Here is a 17,118-nt window from a genome sequence, read left to right as displayed (position 1 = left end):
TCGGCTTGCGGCTTCATCGCACCGACAAGGCTTGCTTACCCTCAGTTAAGGATGTGATGTAGGGAATCGCGATCAGACCAACCGGCTACGCAGCCACGAAGAAGCAAAGTCGATAATATTCACCACAATCACAATCGCAATCACCCCCACGATCATCTGGTCGTACTGCCCCGAGGCCATCTTCTCGTTGATGAAGTAGCCGATTCCGCCGGCCCCCACCAGCCCCAGCACCAGCGAGGAGCGGAAGTTGATCTCGAAGTTGTAGACCGTGTAGGACACAAACAGCGGCAAGACCTGGGGCAAAATGGCCCAGCGTACCACATTCACACCCGAGGCGCCGGTGGACTCGAGGGCCTCCACTGGCCCCTTGTCGGCGTTCTCGATGGCCTCCGAGTATAGCTTGCCCAGTTCGGTGAGGGAGTGGATGGCAATGGCCATCACCCCGGCAAAAGGCCCCAGGCCCACTGCCGCCACCAGAATCAGGGCAATAATCAGAGTGGGAACCCCCCGCAGCACGTTCAAAAAAAGGCGGGTTACATAGAACACCGAGCGCATCAGGGGCGTACCGGAGGTCACATTGCGCGCCGCCAGGAACGAGAGGGGCATGGCAAAGACCGCGGCCAAAAAGGTGCCCACCAGGGCCATCTGCACCGTGACTGCAATCTGGCTCAAGACCTCTTGCAAGGGATAGCGCTCCGTACCAGGGTCGGCCAGCAGAGGCGGCCAGGCTTTGTCGGCAAACTGCTGCAAGAAAGGCCAGCCCACCACCAGCTTGTTCAGGTCGAACTCGGTGGCGTCAAAGGCCGGAATCAGAAAGCTCGCTACCAGGGCAATCAGGATGCCAGCGCGGAAGTCGTCGGGTTCTTGCAGGCTGGCGTTGCGCAGTTGCATCAGCCCCGCTCCCAACATTAGCCCTGCCAGGAAGAAGACCGCAAAAGCCCCGTACTGGGTGGTGGCCGGCTGCACCAGGCGGTAGCCTTCGCTCGAGGCCTGCTGAGGAATGGCCCCTTGCAGGTCGGCCAGGCCCCGAATGGGTTTTAGCTCGTCCTGGCCCAGTTCCTTGCGGATGGCGTTGAGTTCGGGCAGCGCCCGGTTGTAGGCATCGGCAATCTGTTGCTGGGTGTCTGGGGGCGTGGGAAGGAGCAGTTTGTAATAGCCCAGGCTCTTGGGGAGGTAGGCTCCACCCCCCTGGGGCGCATGAAACCACCAGAAGGCCAGCACCCCAGCCACCATCGCCCCTATCAGGATGGGAACCCGCTGGTTTGGGCGGCTATAGGACAGCAGGGCCACCGAGCCCGCCACCCCCAGGGCCAAAAGCAGTTCAATCAGGCCCTCGACCGGATAGAGTTTAGCGATCTGCACAGGCTGGACATACCACCCAGCGGCAGCAACAAGGGCCGCTGCACCGCCCAATACCCCGCCCAGCCCCGCCGCCTGCCCACCTCGGCGGGCCAGCACCAGCGCCAGCAGCACCCCCAGGGGAATCATGAGCAACAGCGGAAAAAGGGGAACCAGGGCCAGCAGGGTAGGGTCTATGGTATCGCGGCTCAAAAAGCCCCGGGCCCGGCTAAAGGGGAAGGCTGCAAAGACCACCAGCAAAGCCAGCCCGGCACCAATTACCCAGCGCCGCATGGAACCCTTGGCCAGGCCGGCCAGCGCCGCCAGCAGCATCCCAAAAAAGGCGTAGAGGAGCAACTCGGTCATGCCAGCATCTCCTTGCGTTCGTAGAGGTCGTCCACCGCTTCTTCGGAAAGCTGTGCAGGCGAGCCATCATAGACCACCCGTCCCCGCTTGAAAGCCACGATGCGCTTGGCGTACTTGAGGGCCAGGTCGAGGGCATGGATGTTAATCACCACCGTCACACCGTCCTGCTCGTTGAAGCGCCTGAGGGTGCGCATCACTTCCTCCGAGAGCACCGGATCGAGGTTGGCGGCGGGTTCGTCGGCCAGCATCAGGGTAGGTTGCTGGGCCATGGCCCGGGCAATGGCCACCCGCTGTTGCTGCCCCCCCGAGAGCGAGTCGACTCGAGCGTTTTCCTTGGCCGCCAGATCCACGCGCTCCAACTGTTGCCGGGCGATGCGGTAATCGGTCTCGCCATACAGGCCCAGCAAGCCGCGCCAGGTCGGGAGGTAGCCCAGGCGGCCATGCAACACGTTGTCCAGGGTGCTCAGGCGGTTGACTAAGTTGAACTGCTGAAAGATAAAGCCCACCGTGCGGCGGTACTTTTGCAGCTCACGCTTAGGCAGCTTGGTAATGTCGGTGCCGTTCACCACCACCGAGCCGGTGGTGGGAATCAGCAGCCCATTCAGGGTGCGCAAGAAGGTGCTCTTGCCTGCCCCCGAGCGCCCAATAACGGCCACGAAGTCGCCTCGGGGAATCTCCAGGTTGATATCCATGAGCACCTTCAGGGGCCCTTTGGCCGTGTAGAAGGTTTGGTTGAGGTTGCGAACTTCAATCATGCGTCCTCCCCATCAAACATCACTTTCATCACTTTCCACATCGGTTCCATGTCATCAAATCATAAGCCCCCAGCGTAAACCTGGGGGCGCTGGCGCTTCGATGAATTTCTGGGCCTACTGACCGGCCACTTTACGGGCTTGACGTACCACGTCGTAGTCGGAGTCCTGGGCAGGAATCATGTAATCGATGCGGTAGAGGTTGAACAGTAGCTTATTCTCGGGTGTACGGATGCCCTGCAAAGCTGCTGCAATACCGCGCGAAAGGGTGGGGTTCTTGCTGTAAAACTGCTTGGAGACCGAGAAGGTATCGCCAGGGATGGGCTTGGAGTAGAAGATAGCGGTTAGTTGGGCGGCCTCCTCGGGCTTGAGGAACTGCGTCCAGGCCCCGCTCTTGTTGCGCGTATCGTTGGCAAAGGTGGCGCAGGCATCTACCGATTTGTTTAGCACAGCCAGCACGCAAGCATCGTGGCGGCCCGCAAAGGTCTGCTTGGCAAAGAGCTTATCCGGATCTAGGCCAGCCCCCACCACCGCCGCACGCGGGAAGACATAGCCCGCCGCCGAGTTCTTATCTACCCAGGCGATGCTTTTGCCATCGAGCCCCTGAAGGTTTTTGATACCGGAGTCCTTGCGAACCACGATGGCGCTCCAGTAGAAGGGGCTGGTGCCGCGCACGCTCTTAAGAAGCACCTGGGCCCCCACATCCTGGTTGGCAATCACGTAGCCGTCGGGGGGAAAGAAAGCAAAGTCGAGGTTACCACCGCGCATGGCCTCGATGAGGCCCCGGTACTCGGTGGGGATGAAGATTTCGACCTCGATGGCCCCCTGGAAACGGCGCTCGAGGTAGTCCGCGATGGCCTGGGCCGCCGGGCGGAGCTGGTCGGAGTTCTGGGTAGGGTTGAAGCCGATGCGCACCTTAACCGGGTTCTGCGCAAAACCAACCGACAAGCCAAAGGCCAGTATGGCCAGAAGGAAAAGCAAGCTGCGTTTCATACGCCGCTTAGCCTACACCAGCTTCTGTCAGAATTGAATCAGGTCAAAGTTTTATTTGGCCTGGATTTAGTTTGTGGGCTAATCATATCTGAAACAATTGTCCTCGAGCGAGGTTGTTTTTGGGGTTACTCGAGTTCTCCAGCAAGCCTTACGAAAGAAGTACAATCGCACAGATGCAAGCCCTTATCTTCGACTTCGACGGCACCATACTCGACACCGAGAGCACCGAGTTCCAGGCCTGGCAGGAGGTCTACCAGCAACACGGGGCCGAGCTTTCCCTGGACTACTGGCTCCCCTTTATTGGCAACAACTCGATTCCCTTCGACCCTGCGGGCCACCTGGAGAAGCTGCTGGGAACAACACTGGACAAGAAAGGCATCGAAGGCTGGGTTAAGCAGCGCAAACAAGCCCTCAATCAGACGCTAGAACCCCTGCCGGGGGTGCTGGACTACCTCGAGGCCGCCCAGGCCATGGGCCTGAAGCTGGCGGTAGCCAGCAGCTCGAGGCGGGCCTGGGTGGAAGGACACCTCGAGCGGCTGGGGTTGCTGGGTTATTTTCAGGTGATTCGAACCAAAGAAGATGTGGCCCTGACCAAGCCCGACCCGGCCCTATTTTTACGGGCTGCCGAAGGGCTCGGGGTGCTGCCTCAAGAGACCCTGGTGCTCGAGGACTCCCTGAACGGGGTGCGGGCGGCCAAGTCAGCCGGAGCCTTTACGGTGGCGGTTCCCAACGCCATCACCCGGCACCTGAACCTGGGCCAGGCCGACCTGCTGCTTTCCAGCCTGAGCGACCTGGCGCTGTGGGATTTGCTGCGCATCGCGCGGGGCAAGCAACCCAGGTCTACTCCCCGTTATTTAGAAAGCGCAGGATAGCCCGGGCCATGGCCGTCGCCAGGGCCTGTCGGTACGCGCTGGTCTGGAGCCGACGGCCTTCCTCGGGGTGGTTGGCAAAGCCCACCTCTACCAGAATGGCCGGAATGCGCGCATTGCGGATGACATAGAACGGCGCCTGGCGCACCCCCCGGTCTACCGCGCCGGTGGCCTGGAGCATGCCCCCCTGCACCAGATGGGCCAGTTGGCGCGAGAATTTAAGGTTTGACTGGGCAATCAGATCGCGTACCAGGCGCTCGCCCACACTCTGGGCCTCGCGGGTCAGGCGGCGGCCCAGCTCACCGCCACCGTTTTCGCGGATCACCTGGGCCAGCAAGCTGGGCTCCAGGGTATGACCAAAGTAGTAGGTCTCGATGCCCTGGGCCACGTTGGGGGCGCTATTGACATGAATGGAGATGAACAGGTTGCGCTTGGAGTGGGCCATATCGGCCCGCAGGCCTAAGTCGGTGGCCTTGTCGGGGGAGAGGTGGGTATCGCTGCTGCGGGTAAGCACCACCTCGACGCCCTCTTTTTGCAGCAGTTGCCGCAAGCGCAGGGCCAGGTCTAGGGTGACCTCCTTTTCTACGACAAAACCCACCGCGCCGGGGTCTATGCCGCCGTGTCCGGGGTCAATCACCACAATCTTGGGCTGGGTGCGGGGCTTGGGGGGTTCTGGGCGGCTCGAGGCTTGGGGTGAATTTGGGGTGGGCCGCGCCACCTCCACCACGTCCACCACCAGTCGTCGCCGATTTCCATCATTCAGCACAGAGGTCTTAACCTCTACGTTTGGGCGCAGGCGTACAAACACCGTCGCACCGCCCGGCCCAGGCACCACCTGATAGGATGCCACCTGGGGCGAACTAACGTCTTCATCGGCAGCCCCCACGCTAATACCGCTAAAGCGCAGGGTCAGGGTGTCGGGTGTTTGTGTAACCTGGTGCTGCGCGTTGGCCTCGAGGTCGAAGACTAAGCGGGTGTAGCCTTCGTGCAGGCCCAGCCGGGGAAAGGCCAAAACGGGGGCCAGAATTACGATCAGGAAGGCCAATAAGCGCATCTGTTTGGAGTATAGCCGAAATGGAGAGGCTTTTTTTGAAAATTTGACCCTGGCCTGAGTAGGCTCCTAAACCTCAACCACCGATGAACAGTTTGCTTTTGGCCAGTGTGCGGGCTACTTGCAGCTATCGGACTTCGGTTTTTGGGCTTTGTCGTGGTTTCGTCAGGCCTGGTGGTCGTGTTGATGGTTTGCTCATTCGCTTCATGCCCCAGGCTCTAGGATTGTGGGGATGAAGCGTTGGCTGGTTCTGTTCATTCTTCTATCGCTGGTGGGATTGGCCTCGAGGTTCGCCGGCTTCGAGGTGAGGCCCCGGGGCAACTCGGAGCTCGATGTGGGCACCGGCGTCTATACTTTGCCGACCGGCGGCACCATCAGCGACAACAAGAGCGGGCTGGTGCTGGAAGCCCGCTACATCCAGTACCGCGATGGCGACTTTATCAAGGCCCAGGGAGCCACCCTCAAGGCCAGGGAGGGCGAATTTGCCGCTGCAAGCCTCGAGTACCTGCAAAAGCCCGACACCCTGCGCATGAACGGGGTGCGCTTTAGCTCCAAAGAGTTCAAGGCCCTCACGGCCCAGCAGGGCTTGCTGCTCAAAGAGGACGTGCTGGTGCTCAAAGGTGAGGTGCGCTCGAGCGACCCCGTGCTCGAGGCCAGTACCCTGGTGGTGGACACCGCCAACAACCAGGCCCTGGTGCTGGGGGTTTTTACGTTCCGCGATGGTGCCACCACCCTGCGCGGCAACCGGCCCGATAGCACCCTGCTGCTGAACTCTGCCAACGGCAAGGTACGGGCCAGCACCCGCGTGCCGGCCGAAATCTTGAACCGCCTGCGCCCCTACGCCGATAAACTGTAGGGCGTGTGGATGGGGAGAGAAGGGTACAGGGCTCCGGGTGTGGGGCCCACGACAGGTACAGGCGCAGTGGGCCCGGGGGCAGCGAAACCCCCTCTCCCCTGCGCCCTCTCCCCTTTGCTTCTCCCCTTAGCCCTGCTGTTCAGCGCCCTGGCCTGGGCCTCTCCGACCAGCCCAGTCCCCTGTGCGGAGCAGCCCTACACCCTCGAGACCCCCGAGGGGCTGGCGGGGGGAGGAAACCTTGAATTTGATGGCGAGGTAGCCCTCTTCAGCGACGGAGCCTGTTTGCAGACCAAAGGTTTGTTGTTGCAAGCCCCCAGCCTGCGCTACGACCAGGCCAGTGGCGAGCTAACTGCCCAGCAAATCGAGGTAGAAACCCCCCGCTACCGCTTCTGGGCGGAAGAGAGCCACATCAAAGGCCAGGTCTTGCGGGCCAGCGGGATTCGGGCCACGACCTGCAGGTGTGGCGATGACCTGCGGCTTTTGTCCGAAACCCTGTACTTCGACACCCAGACCGGCGAGGTGGTGCTGGAGGATAGCCGGCTCGAGGTGTATGCGTTTGGCCTGGCCCGCTTCAGCGAGCTTCGGCTCGATCCCAACCAGCCCTTGGGTGAGAACCTGGGGCTCACCCCAGCGGGCACCGAAGCCCCCCTGGCCCTGCCGGTTCGTTTCGACTTCGATCAGGGCTTGAATGTGGGCCTGAGCGAGTTTCCCCTGCCCGATGCGGGGGGTCGTTCGGGCAAGTTCTCCACCCGGCTGACCCTGCTGGGTCTGCGCCTCGGCAGCCCCGACCCCATCCTGCGGCTGGGCCTGGCCGCCCAGGAAAAAAACCGCCGGGTCAGCCTGCAACTCGATAGCAAATCCAGCGGCGTGGCCAGCCGGGGCGAGGTGGTGGATGGCCCTTTATTTTTTGTGCACGATAGCGAAAAAGGGCGCTATGCTTTTGGCCTGAAGCAGGCTTTTGCCCTGGATCGCTTTACCCTAACTCCTTACGGCTGGATGGCCCAGGACTGGCCCGACGGCACCCCCACCAGCCAGACGCAAGGTCTGGCTGCCGGTGCTGAGCTGCGCTACAACCTCGAGGTGCAGGAGGGGCCCTTTCGCTTCCGCCTCGAGCCTTTCGGGGTGCTGGGTTTCTACAACCAGCCCCAGCAGTATCTGGCCTACGGCGGATACGCCGAGGGCCGCTACGAGGGCGATTTCATCCTGCAGGTAGGCTATACCTGGGCCATCGAGTCCACCCCGGGGCGCTTCTGGCTCGAGCGCCGCGAGGCCACCCAGAAGCTCTCGGGCAGCCTGCGCTACAGAGGACTCGGCCTGGAAGCCGAGCACGACTTCCTCAAGGCCCAGACCGAGGCCAGCCTGCGGATTGGCCTCGTGCAGGACTACGGCGAGGTATGGGCCCAGCTTCACGCCTGCTGGAACTGCGTGGGCAAAACCCTGAGCAACGGACGCGACGACTGGGAGCGCCGGGAACTGGTGGTGGGCTTCACGCCGGTTCCACTCTCGTGTACCTACGACCTCAACCTGACGCCTTTCCTCGGGTATGATTTCCTGCGCCAGGGCGTAAGCCGCTGGGGTTTGGAACTGCGCTACGCTGACTGCTGCTTCGTCTGGCGGCTGGGCTATCAGGAAATCCGCCTGGCTCAACATCCCGACGAGGTGGCCAACGGCAAACTTACTTTTGGGCTGGAAATCCGATGACCCACCTGGATCGTTACATTTTGCGCGAGGCCGTGCCCATCTTTTTGTTCGGGCTGGTGTTGTATGTGGGCTTTGGGCTCATCAGCAACGTCCTGCCCAGGGCCCAGTGGATGGGCACCGCCGAACTGACCAGCATCCTCAAATGGCTGGCCTTACAGGTGCCCTACGCCGCCGTGCAAGCCCTGCCCATCGCTGGATTGTTGGCCGTGATGCTGGCCTTTGGGCGGCTGGCGCGGGAAAACGAGCTGATGGTCATGCAGGCCGGTGGCATTTCGGTGCTTCGCACCGCCCGGCTGTTTTTGCTGGGGGGGCTCTTCATGAGTGGGCTTTCGCTCATGCTTTCAGAATGGGTGGTGCCCTGGGCCAACCGAGCTACGGCGCTGGTGTACTGGAACGAGCTAATTCCGGAGCGCACCCCACAGTTCAACCTGGTGGGGCGGGAGCTTTCGGTGGGCGAGTACACCCTGCGCTACGATGGCTTCGATGCAGCTAAGGACGAGCTGCAGCAGGTGCGCCTCGAGCGCTGGCAGGGCCCGGTCATGACTGTAATTCTGGCTCAAACCGCCCGCTTGCAGGGCTCCACGATCGTGTTCCGCGATTACAAGGTCTTCACCCTGGACTTTGCCCAGTTGCCCCTCCCTGACTTCAGCACCCTCGAGCAGGCCGAAGCTGGCTTGCGGGGGGTGTTTCGGGCCCAGAACATCGGCCAGCCGGGTGCGGAACTCTCGGTACGGCTTTCCCGCAGCCGCGAAGACCTGGAAGCCCAGTACGCCGGGGGCGGCTTCGAGACGCCGGTCTCGCTTTCGGAGTGGTGGCGCAAACTCCGAGACCCCCGCACCCCACTCCGCGAGTTGCGCGAAGCCAAAGCCCAGTGGCACTCCACCATTGCCCTGGCCCTGGCCAACCTGATGGTGCTGGTGCTCGCCCTACCGGTAGCGGTGCGGCGGGCCACCAGCCCCGGCACCGCGCTGGCGCTGGCCCTGGTGCTCACCATTGCCTACTACGTGGCCTTTAGCACCGGCAAGGTACTGGCCCTCACGGGCCCCCTGCCCCCCGAAGCTGGGGCCTGGGGCGCGAACCTGCTGGGTTTGGTGGTGGGTTTCTGGCTGGGGAAGGGCATCTATCGTTGAAATGGGCCTTCGCTTTGGCTGAGGTTTCGCTACCCATGCATAAAGAAGCCCCTTACACTAAGCTAAACCTAAGGTGTACTGCATGATCTCGATTCTAGATCTCAAACGGGAGTACCTCGAGCTCAAACCATCCATTGATGCAGCTATTGAACGGGTGCTCACCTCCGGCTGGTTTGTGGGGGGCCCCGAGGTAGCCGCCCTGGAAAGCGAGCTAGCAGGCTATCTGAAGGTGCCCCATGTGGTAACGTGCGGCTCTGGCACGGATGCGCTTTACATTGCCCTAAAGGCCATGGGCATTGGGCCAGGGGACGAGGTCATCACCACCCCATTTACCTTTATTGCCACCCTCGAGGCCATCCTGCACGCTGGGGCCAGGCCCGTTCTGGTAGACATCGACCCCCAAAACTTCAACCTGAACCCGGCGCTCCTCGAGGAAGCCCTCACGCCGCGCACCCGGGCCATCTTGCCGGTGCACCTGTACGGGCAGGTCGCGCCCATGAAAGAAATCCGAGATTTTGCGCAAAAACACGGCCTGCGGATACTAGAAGACGCCGCGCAGGCCATCGGGGCCCGCTACTGCGCTTCTGGCTGCCAGCACCCGGCAGACCATGCCTGCAACTGCTCCAACCCCCAGGCCGGCACCCTGGGCGATGCCGGAGCCTTTAGCCTTTATCCCAGCAAAAACCTGGGGGCCTATGGCGACGGGGGTTTTATCGCCACCCACAGCGACTCCATTGCCGAAGAAGCGCGCCTATTGGCCGCCCACGGCTCCAGGGTGCGCTACCACCATGTGCGGCCTGCGGGGTACACCTCGAGGCTCGACGCCTTGCAAGCAGCCATACTGCGGGTGAAACTGCCCTACCTGGAAGCCTGGAACACCCGCCGCCGACAAATCGCCCAGATGTACAACCAGGGACTTCGGGACAAGGTGCTGGTTCCCTGCGAAATGCCCTACGCCCTGCACATCTATCACCAGTACACCGTGCGCCACCTCGAGCGCGACCGGCTGGCCGCTTATCTAAAAGACCAGGGCATCGGCAGCAGCGTCCACTACCCGGTTCCGGCACACCTGCAACCGGCCTACCGCGGTCTGGCCCCCGCAGGTGCCCTCCCCGCTGCCGAGGCCGCCGCCCGCGAGGTGCTGAGCCTGCCCATGCACCCTTTCTTAGCCGAGGCCGAGGTTGAAGCGGTAATTCGGGCTGTGCAAAGTTACGCCTAATTACTGCACATTTGCCCACGCCACCCCCGCTTATACTGAGTTGTTATGTCGAAGAACCCCCTGCTGGAGATTCGCTACGACATTCCTTTTAGCGAAATCCGCCCTGAGCACATCGAACCCGCCGTCCAAACCCTCCTGGCCCAGGCTGAAGAAGAGTTTCGGGCCATTCTGAGGGTAGAGGGGCCGCGCACCTTCGAGAATACCCTGCTGGCCCTGGACCGGCTGGGCGAGAGGCTCGGCTATGCTTTTACGCTGGTGGCCCACCTCGAGAGCGTGGTCTCGAGCCCCGAACTACGCGCCGCCTACAACGCCATCATCCCGCCCATCACCGCCTTTAGTACCCGGGTGCAGCTCTCAACCGAGCTTTATCAGGCCCTCAAAGACCTGGCCGCTTCACCAGAAGCCCAGACCCTGAGCCCCGACTGGGCGCGGTTCTTGAAGCTGCGCTTAGACGAGTTTCGCCGCCAGGGGGCCGACCTTCCGGCAGAAAAGAAGGCCCGCCTCGAGGTCCTCAACACCCGGCTTTCGGAAATCACCACCCAGTTCGAGCAAAACCTTACCGACTCCACCGCCGATTGGGAACTCTACCTGGACGAAACCCAGATCGCGGGTCTGCCTCCAAGCGCCCTCGAGGCCGCCCGCCAGAGCGCCCGCTCTAAAGGGCGCGACGGCTACCGCTTTACCCTGCAACAGCCCAGCTTCCTGGCGGTACAAACCTACCTGGACAATGCCGAGATCCGCAAGCAGGTCTACCTGGCCTACTACACCCGCGCCACCGAGCCGGGGCGCGACAACCGGCCCCTGATAGATGAAATCCTGGCCCTGCGCCGCGAAAAAGCCGCCCTCCTGGGCTATGCCAACTTTGCCGACTTCGTGCTGGAAAACCGCATGGCCGGCAAAGCCGAACGAGCCCTGCAATTCGAGCACGACCTGAAGGCAGCTTACGAGCCCTACTTCACCAGGGAGTTGGCGGCCCTCGAGGCCTTTCGCCGTGAGCTCGAGGGCCCCCAGGCACCCCCGCTGGAACCCTGGGACATCGCCTACTACGCCGAGAAGCAGCGCAAGGCCCTCTACGACTTCGACGAAGAAGAACTGCGCCCTTATTTTGCCTTGCCCCAGGTACTCGCTGGGCTGTTCGAAATCGTCCGGCGGGTGTTTGGCCTCGAGGTGCGCGAGGTTAACGGGGTGGATACCTGGCACCCCGAGGTTAAGACCTACGAGATTTACCGAGACGGAAAGCGCATCTGCCGATTCTTCACCGACTGGCACCCCCGCGAAAACAAGCGCGGTGGGGCCTGGATGAACTCGCTCATCCGGGGCGTGCGCATCGGCGAGACCACCGAGCCCCACCTGGGCCTGATGTGCGGCAACCTGACGCCCCCGGTAGGCGACCAGCCCGCCCTGCTCACCCACCGCGAGGTCGAAACCGTCTTCCACGAGTTTGGCCACCTGCTTCACCTGGCTCTCTCGAGCGTCGAGGCGCGGAGCCTGGCTGGCACTCAGGTCGCCCGCGACTTTGTAGAGCTGCCCAGCCAGATCATGGAGAACTGGTGCTGGGAGCGCGAGGCCCTCGACCTCTTCGCCCGCCACTACCAGACCGGCGAACCCATCCCCGATGCGCTGTTTGAAAAGATGATGCAGGCCCGCAACTACTGGGCCGCCAACCTGGGCATGCGCCAGCTGGCCTTCGGAATGCTTGACCTCTCTTTACACGTGCACTACAGCCCAGGCGATGGCGACGTGATGCAGTACGCCCGGCAGGTTATGCAACCCTTCATGCCGGCCCCGCTTCCCCAGGACTATGCTTTTGTGGCTGGGTTTGCCCATCTTTTTGGTCATCCGGTGGGCTATGCCGCTGGCTACTACTCCTACAAATGGTCAGAGGTGCTCGATGCCGACGCTTTCTCGCGTTTTAAGTCCGAGGGCATCTTCAGCCGCCAGACCGGCGAGGACTTCATTGCCCACATTCTGAGCAAAGGCAACGCCGTAGACCCCGCCGAGCTCTTCCGCCGCTTCCTGGGGCGCGACCCCGACCCCAAGGCCCTGCTGGCCCGTTCAGGGTTGCTGGACTGAATTTACGGCCGACGCGCTCCTACGGCCGAGGACGCAGCGCTGCCCGCACCCGCCAGACGGGCAAACTCCTTAGGGTCTACCGAGCGCGATTGCCCCATTTCATAGGTAATCAGCTTGCGCTTAAACAGGTCGGCCAGGTAGGCATCCATGGTAATCATGCCATACTGCCCGCCAGTCTGAATCACGCTAACTAGCTGGTGGCTCTTGCCTTCACGGATGAGCGCCCGCACCGCCGGCGTCGCAATCATGAGTTCGTAGGCCAGAACACGCCCTCCCCCGAAAGCCTTGGGCAGAAGCTGCTGGGTCAGGACGGCCACCAGGTTGTTGGAAAGCTGTACCCGCACCTGCTCCTGCTGAGACTCTGGAAACACATCGATGATACGGTCGATGGTCTCGGGTGCGCTGTTGGTGTGCAAGGTTCCCATGACCAGGTGGCCGGTCTCGGCAGCAGTAATGGCTGCTGAGATGGTTTCATAGTCCCGCATCTCGCCTACCAGAATCACATCCGGGGCCTGGCGCAGCACCGAACGCAGGGCTTTATCGAAACCATGGGTATCGGAGCCGATTTCACGCTGGTTGATGATGGAGGATTTATGGCGGTGGAAGAACTCGATAGGGTCTTCGATGGTGACAATGTGGCAGCGCTTACGCTCGTTGATGTAGTCGATCATCGAAGCCAGGGTGGTGGACTTCCCCGAGCCCGTAGGCCCGGTCACCAGCACCAGACCCCGTGGGTTCATAGCGATGTCAGCCACATTTTTGGGCAGGCCCAATTCTTCGAAGCTCTTGACGTTGGAAGGCACCACCCGCAACACCCCGCCCACACTACCGCGCTGCAAGAAGATATTGACGCGAAAGCGGCCTTTACCCGGCAGGCTGAAGGAGAAGTCGAGCTCCTTCTCTTCCTCGAAGACCCGTTGCTGCTTTTCGTCCATCAGGGCATAGGTCAAGCGACGGGTTTCCTGTGGGGTCAGGGGCTCATACTCGGTGGGATGAAACTCACCGTCAATTTTGACCATGGGCGGAAGACCCACCGTAATAACCAGGTCCGAGGCGCTTCGGTCTACAGCCAGGTTGAGCAAATCTACAATATCCGGGGCTTTGGTCATGCGTCTCTCCAGTTACCAACTAGGATACGTCAAGCCAACGGCAAGGTATGTTCATATACCGCTTTGGCTCTCTATCTAGTTATGGGTTCTGGGTTACTTCTAATTCGCAACCGGTCACATTTTGCAGTTAGAGCGTGATAAGCTGCGTTTTCTTTGGGCCAGTTACTCGACTTTTGCCACTAGCAAAGCTCAAGAATTTGCCGGAACCGTGCTTTTCATCTCGCACGACCGTTATCCAGCCGAGCGGACGTCGGACAGGCAGATCAAGCAAGAAAAGCTATTTTGCTCCCAAATATTTGAAGTAGCGCTCGCGCGTAATCATGCCATGGACTTTGTCTCCATCAGCCACGAAGACAATCTGGTGCTGGCGGAATATCGAGCTTAGTTCGCTGGCTGCGGTCTCGCCAGGCACCACCGGGGCCTCGTCCCAGGGTACCAGCGAGTCGGCGATGCCAATGACGCCTACCGGATGCCCGGCCTCGAGCAGCACCGCGATGTTGCCCTCGAAGGATTGAAGGGCATGAATGACCGGTACCGGCCTGGCCAGTTTGCGGGCCGAGGTAGGGGCAAAAATTCCGGCTGAGAGAAGGGTAGTAGTGGTTACCTTGACCGCTCGCTTGGCGATCCAGAGGCTCAGGGTGAAAACCAGCAGGAAGGAAAGGCCCTCGAGGATGCCAAAAAAGTTGAAACCCTCCCAGCCAAACTGTCCGCGCCCACCCAAAGCCCAGTGTATGAGCCCCGAAACAACCAGCCCTGCAATCAGGGCAGCAAGATAAGCAATCAAACCCGCCAGGCGTAAATCACGAACCGTTCGCATCTGATTTCCAGTCTACACCGCTCTCAGGGAGCTACAGGCCAGCACATCCGGCATCGCTGCTTTCCGGTAGCTGAAAGCCAGGCCGTAAGCCTAACGCTGAAGCCCGAAAGTGCCGCAGGTATCGATGTATAGACATATGCCCAGGGCAGCACTGAGCACGTCGCATGAGCCAAGCATATTTCTGGTTTACCGCTTCATTTTCTGGGCACCAGACTCAATCGGCGTTACCCCAACCACCGTAAATCCTCTTCCTTGTCTATATCTACCCCCACTTCGGCATAGGGGGTGATGAGCGCCCTGGCCGGAAACCCGATGATCTGCGAGACCCGGGCCTCGAGCCCCTCAATCTCGGCCTGGCCCAGTAGCACCTTTAGAAGGGTTCCGAAGCCGATCATCTGGGCCAGGGCCAGGGGCTTTTTGCGCAGTTCCAGGGCCCGCTTGAGCAAAGGAAGGGCGGTAAAAAAGAGCTTTTTGTCAATAATAACGATGTTGCCCCCCGTGAAAGAGCCCTCGCGCACACGGGCGTAGGTGCGGCGCATGCTGGGAAAGCGTTGCTCGATGGTGGGCTTGGCAATAATGGTATATACAAAACCCGCCTGGGGCGCATGTTCCAGCACCCAGCGCACGGCTTCCACGTTCAAAAAGGGCATATCGCCGGTTGCAACCAGCACTTTCTCGCCCTGGGCGGCGCGGAGGCCGGCCTCGAGGTTGGCTATCAGGCTGCCTTGGTCGGGCAGGGATACCTTAGGTGGCGGATTCAAGGGGGCCGGAGGGCCCACCAGAATCACCTCCAGCCCAGCCTGCATCAGAGCCTCGAGGGTGTACTCCACCAGCGGACGGCCCCGATGGGGCACCAGGGTTTTGCTGGCTACAGCAAACTTTTGGGCCAGGGGGTCTTGGGGGCTGCCCCCGGCCAACACAATCGCTTCCACCCGCTCAGTTTACCCTTGGTCACCCCGCTCTCTTTACCCAACCCCCACCACCCGATACGCTATAGGCTATGGACGACCTGCTCGAGCGGCTGGGGAATCATCTGGTCTGGCGCATCGGCAAGGCCGAAGGCGAGGAGGTGCTGGTCGTGCGGGTGGGGCTGGCCTCGGCGGCCCCCGAGTTTGGCCACCTGGCCCGCCTGCGAAATGTAACCGACGAGGAAATCGAACAGCTCGCACAGGCTGGAAAATTTCGGATTGAGTGGGTTAACTGATGGTCCTGGAAAAATCTTTCAGCCTGCACTTGCCCGAACCCCCCGAACATCTGCTCATGCCCGAGCGGGTGTTCGCCGGCAAGCCCCCTTTTGGTGAGCTGACCCGCCAGGACACCAGCCTGCGGGGCTATCTGGTGGCCGAGGCCCCCCTGTTTGGGGAAATCCATTTTCCCTTCCATAGCCGTATTCATCCAGAGGGCCTTGCAGCCCAACTGGAGGCCCTGCCCCTCCCCGATCCACCGGCCTTCTGGGCCGAGCTCGAGGGCTTTGGTGAGGTGGTTGCGGGAGGGATTGACTACCGGCTTACCCTGCGCATCCATGCCACCTTGCCCCAGGGAGAAAAATGGGGGGGGCGGGCTTTGGGACGCCTGGCCGAGGCTGCTTTCGAGCGCAATGTGGAGCGGGTCTTGGCGCGGTTGGCGCAGGTCTGAAGCTCATGTCCTCGCAAAGCCCAGGCTTTTATCATATACAACCATTGAGCCAGCGAAACAGTAGCATGGGTTGGACGGAAAAGCTGCGAACGCTGCGAAGGACGGGTCTGCTGAGTTGGTGAAGGAAGCCCAGGAGGAGGTTGCGCAAAGCCGCCAGGGCTTGGGCAGCTTTGCGGGTGCGACAAGCATCTTCAGCAAGGACGGAGTCCCGTTTGTGGTGGAGCTTGTTCTCGATAGCCCAATGGTTACGGCTGATGAGGGCCAGGGTAGCGGCATCCGCTTGAGTAGGGCTTAGGTTGGTGACGGCAAGGTGAGTCTCTTCGGAGATGGCACCGGTGCGTTTGTGGGTCTTGTGGCGATAGATTTGAACGATTTGTTGTAGACCAGGAAAGGATAAATCTTTCTCGACCGGGATTTGAGCGGTGGAGCGGACCCGCCAAACCCACAGCGAGCCACTGCGTACCTGATGGTACGCGTGTTCATCGTCAACGGGGTATCGCATCAAATGTTCAGCCCAATCCTTCAACTCGGCCTGGTTATTCTTGAGCGCGAGGAAGTAGTGCCCCCCTTTTGCAAGATGGCTTTGGCGGTCTGGCTCTCCGTATGGGCGGCATCCCCCGTCAACACCCAAGGGATGCTGATCTCCGACAAGTCAGCCCCCAACTGCATCATCAACTGCTGTCCGGCTACCGCCTCATCTCCCACAGCTTTGCTTTGCAACAGGCTTAGACCCAACCGGCTCAGATAGGCTGAGACCAATACGATGGCCTTATCCCCCACCCCGCCCCTGGCACTGCCCTTGAGGTGTTTACCATCCAGGCTGATCTCCAACAAACCCAACTCTTTGAGCCCACCGCCTTGACCCAACACCTTCAACACATCCTTTACCCAGGCCTTCAAGGCCCTTTCCAAAGCCTCTGCTTCTTTCTCCAAGGCCCACAAGAACCGATAAAGAGTCGCCTGAGCGGGCAGTGCCCGGCCTGTTTTTCCTCGACCAAATCCCATCACCAGCAGCCAGTCCCGTTGATCTTCGATCCACTGGGCTATGGCCAGAATATTCGTTCGACCACTCCCCAAACCCATCAGCACCAGCATGAACAGCATTCGCCAGTCATACCTACGGTTATGTGCTCTCAAGTCGGGTACTTCCATCAAGTACGGTATTGGGCTGGGTATACCTTTCGCTTCTCTTGGCTCGTTCATACTGCA

General features: G+C 61.0%; 17 protein-coding genes. 8 read left to right on the top strand and 9 right to left on the bottom strand.

Going from position 1 to position 17,118, the window contains the following annotated elements:
• Positions 1-72: 72 nt before the first annotated feature.
• From phnE to Q0X23_RS09345, 3 genes are all read right to left on the bottom strand, one after another.
• On the bottom strand, positions 73-1,704 hold the full coding sequence (gene phnE / locus Q0X23_RS09355) for a phosphonate ABC transporter, permease protein PhnE (RefSeq protein ID WP_297860038.1): 1,632 nt from the start codon (positions 1,702-1,704) through the stop codon (positions 73-75).
• The gene (gene phnC, locus Q0X23_RS09350; RefSeq protein WP_297860037.1) at positions 1,701-2,459 is read right to left on the bottom strand and encodes a phosphonate ABC transporter ATP-binding protein; all 759 of its coding nucleotides are present in this window, start codon (positions 2,457-2,459) and stop codon (positions 1,701-1,703) included. The genes phnE and phnC overlap by 4 nt, the downstream gene beginning before the upstream one ends.
• 114 nt (positions 2,460-2,573) lie before the next feature.
• A complete protein-coding gene (locus Q0X23_RS09345; RefSeq protein WP_297860036.1) occupies positions 2,574-3,449 on the bottom strand; it encodes a phosphate/phosphite/phosphonate ABC transporter substrate-binding protein in 876 nt (291 codons plus the stop codon).
• Between the two features lie 173 nt (positions 3,450-3,622).
• Here Q0X23_RS09345 and Q0X23_RS09340 point away from each other — a divergent pair, with 173 nt between their 5' ends.
• On the top strand, positions 3,623-4,321 hold the full coding sequence (locus Q0X23_RS09340; protein WP_297860035.1) for an HAD family phosphatase: 699 nt from the start codon (positions 3,623-3,625) through the stop codon (positions 4,319-4,321).
• On the opposite strand, the gene Q0X23_RS09335 is transcribed toward Q0X23_RS09340, so the two are convergent.
• Positions 4,290-5,372, bottom strand: a complete 1,083-nt coding sequence (locus Q0X23_RS09335) for an N-acetylmuramoyl-L-alanine amidase (RefSeq protein ID WP_297860034.1) — start codon at positions 5,370-5,372, stop codon at positions 4,290-4,292. The two genes, Q0X23_RS09340 and Q0X23_RS09335, sit on opposite strands and share 32 nt — an antisense overlap.
• Positions 5,373-5,601: 229 nt before the next feature.
• On the opposite strand from Q0X23_RS09335, the gene Q0X23_RS09330 reads away from it, so the two are divergent.
• From Q0X23_RS09330 to Q0X23_RS09310, 5 genes are all read left to right on the top strand, one after another.
• Complete coding sequence (locus Q0X23_RS09330) at positions 5,602-6,225, top strand: hypothetical protein (RefSeq protein WP_297860033.1); 624 nt, start codon at positions 5,602-5,604, stop codon at positions 6,223-6,225.
• A 114-nt stretch (positions 6,226-6,339) separates the two neighbouring features.
• Complete coding sequence (locus tag Q0X23_RS09325) at positions 6,340-7,926, top strand: hypothetical protein (RefSeq protein ID WP_297860032.1); 1,587 nt, start codon at positions 6,340-6,342, stop codon at positions 7,924-7,926.
• The gene (locus Q0X23_RS09320; protein ID WP_297860031.1) at positions 7,923-9,056 is read left to right on the top strand and encodes an LptF/LptG family permease; all 1,134 of its coding nucleotides are present in this window, start codon (positions 7,923-7,925) and stop codon (positions 9,054-9,056) included. Before Q0X23_RS09325 ends, Q0X23_RS09320 begins: the two co-directional genes overlap by 4 nt.
• 82 nt (positions 9,057-9,138) lie before the next feature.
• The gene (locus tag Q0X23_RS09315) at positions 9,139-10,275 is read left to right on the top strand and encodes a DegT/DnrJ/EryC1/StrS aminotransferase family protein (protein WP_297860030.1); all 1,137 of its coding nucleotides are present in this window, start codon (positions 9,139-9,141) and stop codon (positions 10,273-10,275) included.
• Between the two features lie 45 nt (positions 10,276-10,320).
• Positions 10,321-12,348 carry a M3 family metallopeptidase gene (locus Q0X23_RS09310; RefSeq protein ID WP_297860029.1) on the top strand — a complete coding sequence of 676 codons (2,028 nt, stop codon included), beginning with the start codon at positions 10,321-10,323 and terminating at the stop codon, positions 12,346-12,348.
• A 2-nt stretch (positions 12,349-12,350) separates the two neighbouring features.
• Here the strand turns inward: Q0X23_RS09310 and Q0X23_RS09305 are convergent, their stop codons facing one another.
• The 3 genes from Q0X23_RS09305 to Q0X23_RS09295 all read right to left on the bottom strand — a co-directional run bounded on the left by Q0X23_RS09305 (position 12,351) and on the right by Q0X23_RS09295 (position 15,206).
• The gene (locus Q0X23_RS09305) at positions 12,351-13,457 is read right to left on the bottom strand and encodes a type IV pilus twitching motility protein PilT (protein WP_119341466.1); all 1,107 of its coding nucleotides are present in this window, start codon (positions 13,455-13,457) and stop codon (positions 12,351-12,353) included.
• A gap of 277 nt (positions 13,458-13,734) precedes the next feature.
• On the bottom strand, positions 13,735-14,274 hold the full coding sequence (locus Q0X23_RS09300) for a CBS domain-containing protein (protein ID WP_297860028.1): 540 nt from the start codon (positions 14,272-14,274) through the stop codon (positions 13,735-13,737).
• A 224-nt stretch (positions 14,275-14,498) separates the two neighbouring features.
• The gene (locus tag Q0X23_RS09295; protein WP_297860027.1) at positions 14,499-15,206 is read right to left on the bottom strand and encodes an NTP transferase domain-containing protein; all 708 of its coding nucleotides are present in this window, start codon (positions 15,204-15,206) and stop codon (positions 14,499-14,501) included.
• A gap of 68 nt (positions 15,207-15,274) precedes the next feature.
• On the opposite strand from Q0X23_RS09295, the gene Q0X23_RS09290 reads away from it, so the two are divergent.
• Both Q0X23_RS09290 and Q0X23_RS09285 read left to right on the top strand, forming a co-directional pair.
• Positions 15,275-15,478: a DUF3248 domain-containing protein gene (locus Q0X23_RS09290; RefSeq protein ID WP_297860026.1), complete on the top strand. Its 204-nt coding sequence runs from the start codon at positions 15,275-15,277 to the stop codon at positions 15,476-15,478.
• Positions 15,478-15,909: a DUF3809 family protein gene (locus Q0X23_RS09285; RefSeq protein ID WP_297860025.1), complete on the top strand. Its 432-nt coding sequence runs from the start codon at positions 15,478-15,480 to the stop codon at positions 15,907-15,909. The genes Q0X23_RS09290 and Q0X23_RS09285 overlap by 1 nt, the downstream gene beginning before the upstream one ends.
• 31 nt (positions 15,910-15,940) lie before the next feature.
• On the opposite strand, the gene Q0X23_RS09280 is transcribed toward Q0X23_RS09285, so the two are convergent.
• Both Q0X23_RS09280 and Q0X23_RS09275 read right to left on the bottom strand, forming a co-directional pair.
• Entirely contained in the window at positions 15,941-16,540 is a 600-nt protein-coding gene (locus Q0X23_RS09280; protein ID WP_297860024.1) for a transposase, read from the bottom strand.
• Positions 16,432-17,061, bottom strand: coding sequence for a transposase family protein (locus Q0X23_RS09275; protein ID WP_297860023.1), 630 nt, complete (start codon positions 17,059-17,061; stop codon positions 16,432-16,434). Before Q0X23_RS09275 ends, Q0X23_RS09280 begins: the two co-directional genes overlap by 109 nt.
• Between the last annotated feature and the right edge of the window lie 57 nt (positions 17,062-17,118).

Source organism: Meiothermus sp. (genome assembly GCF_026004115.1).
Classification (GTDB): domain Bacteria; phylum Deinococcota; class Deinococci; order Deinococcales; family Thermaceae; genus Meiothermus.
The sequence above is the reverse complement of the archived record's forward strand: the minus strand, read 5'-3'. Positions and strand labels throughout refer to the sequence as shown.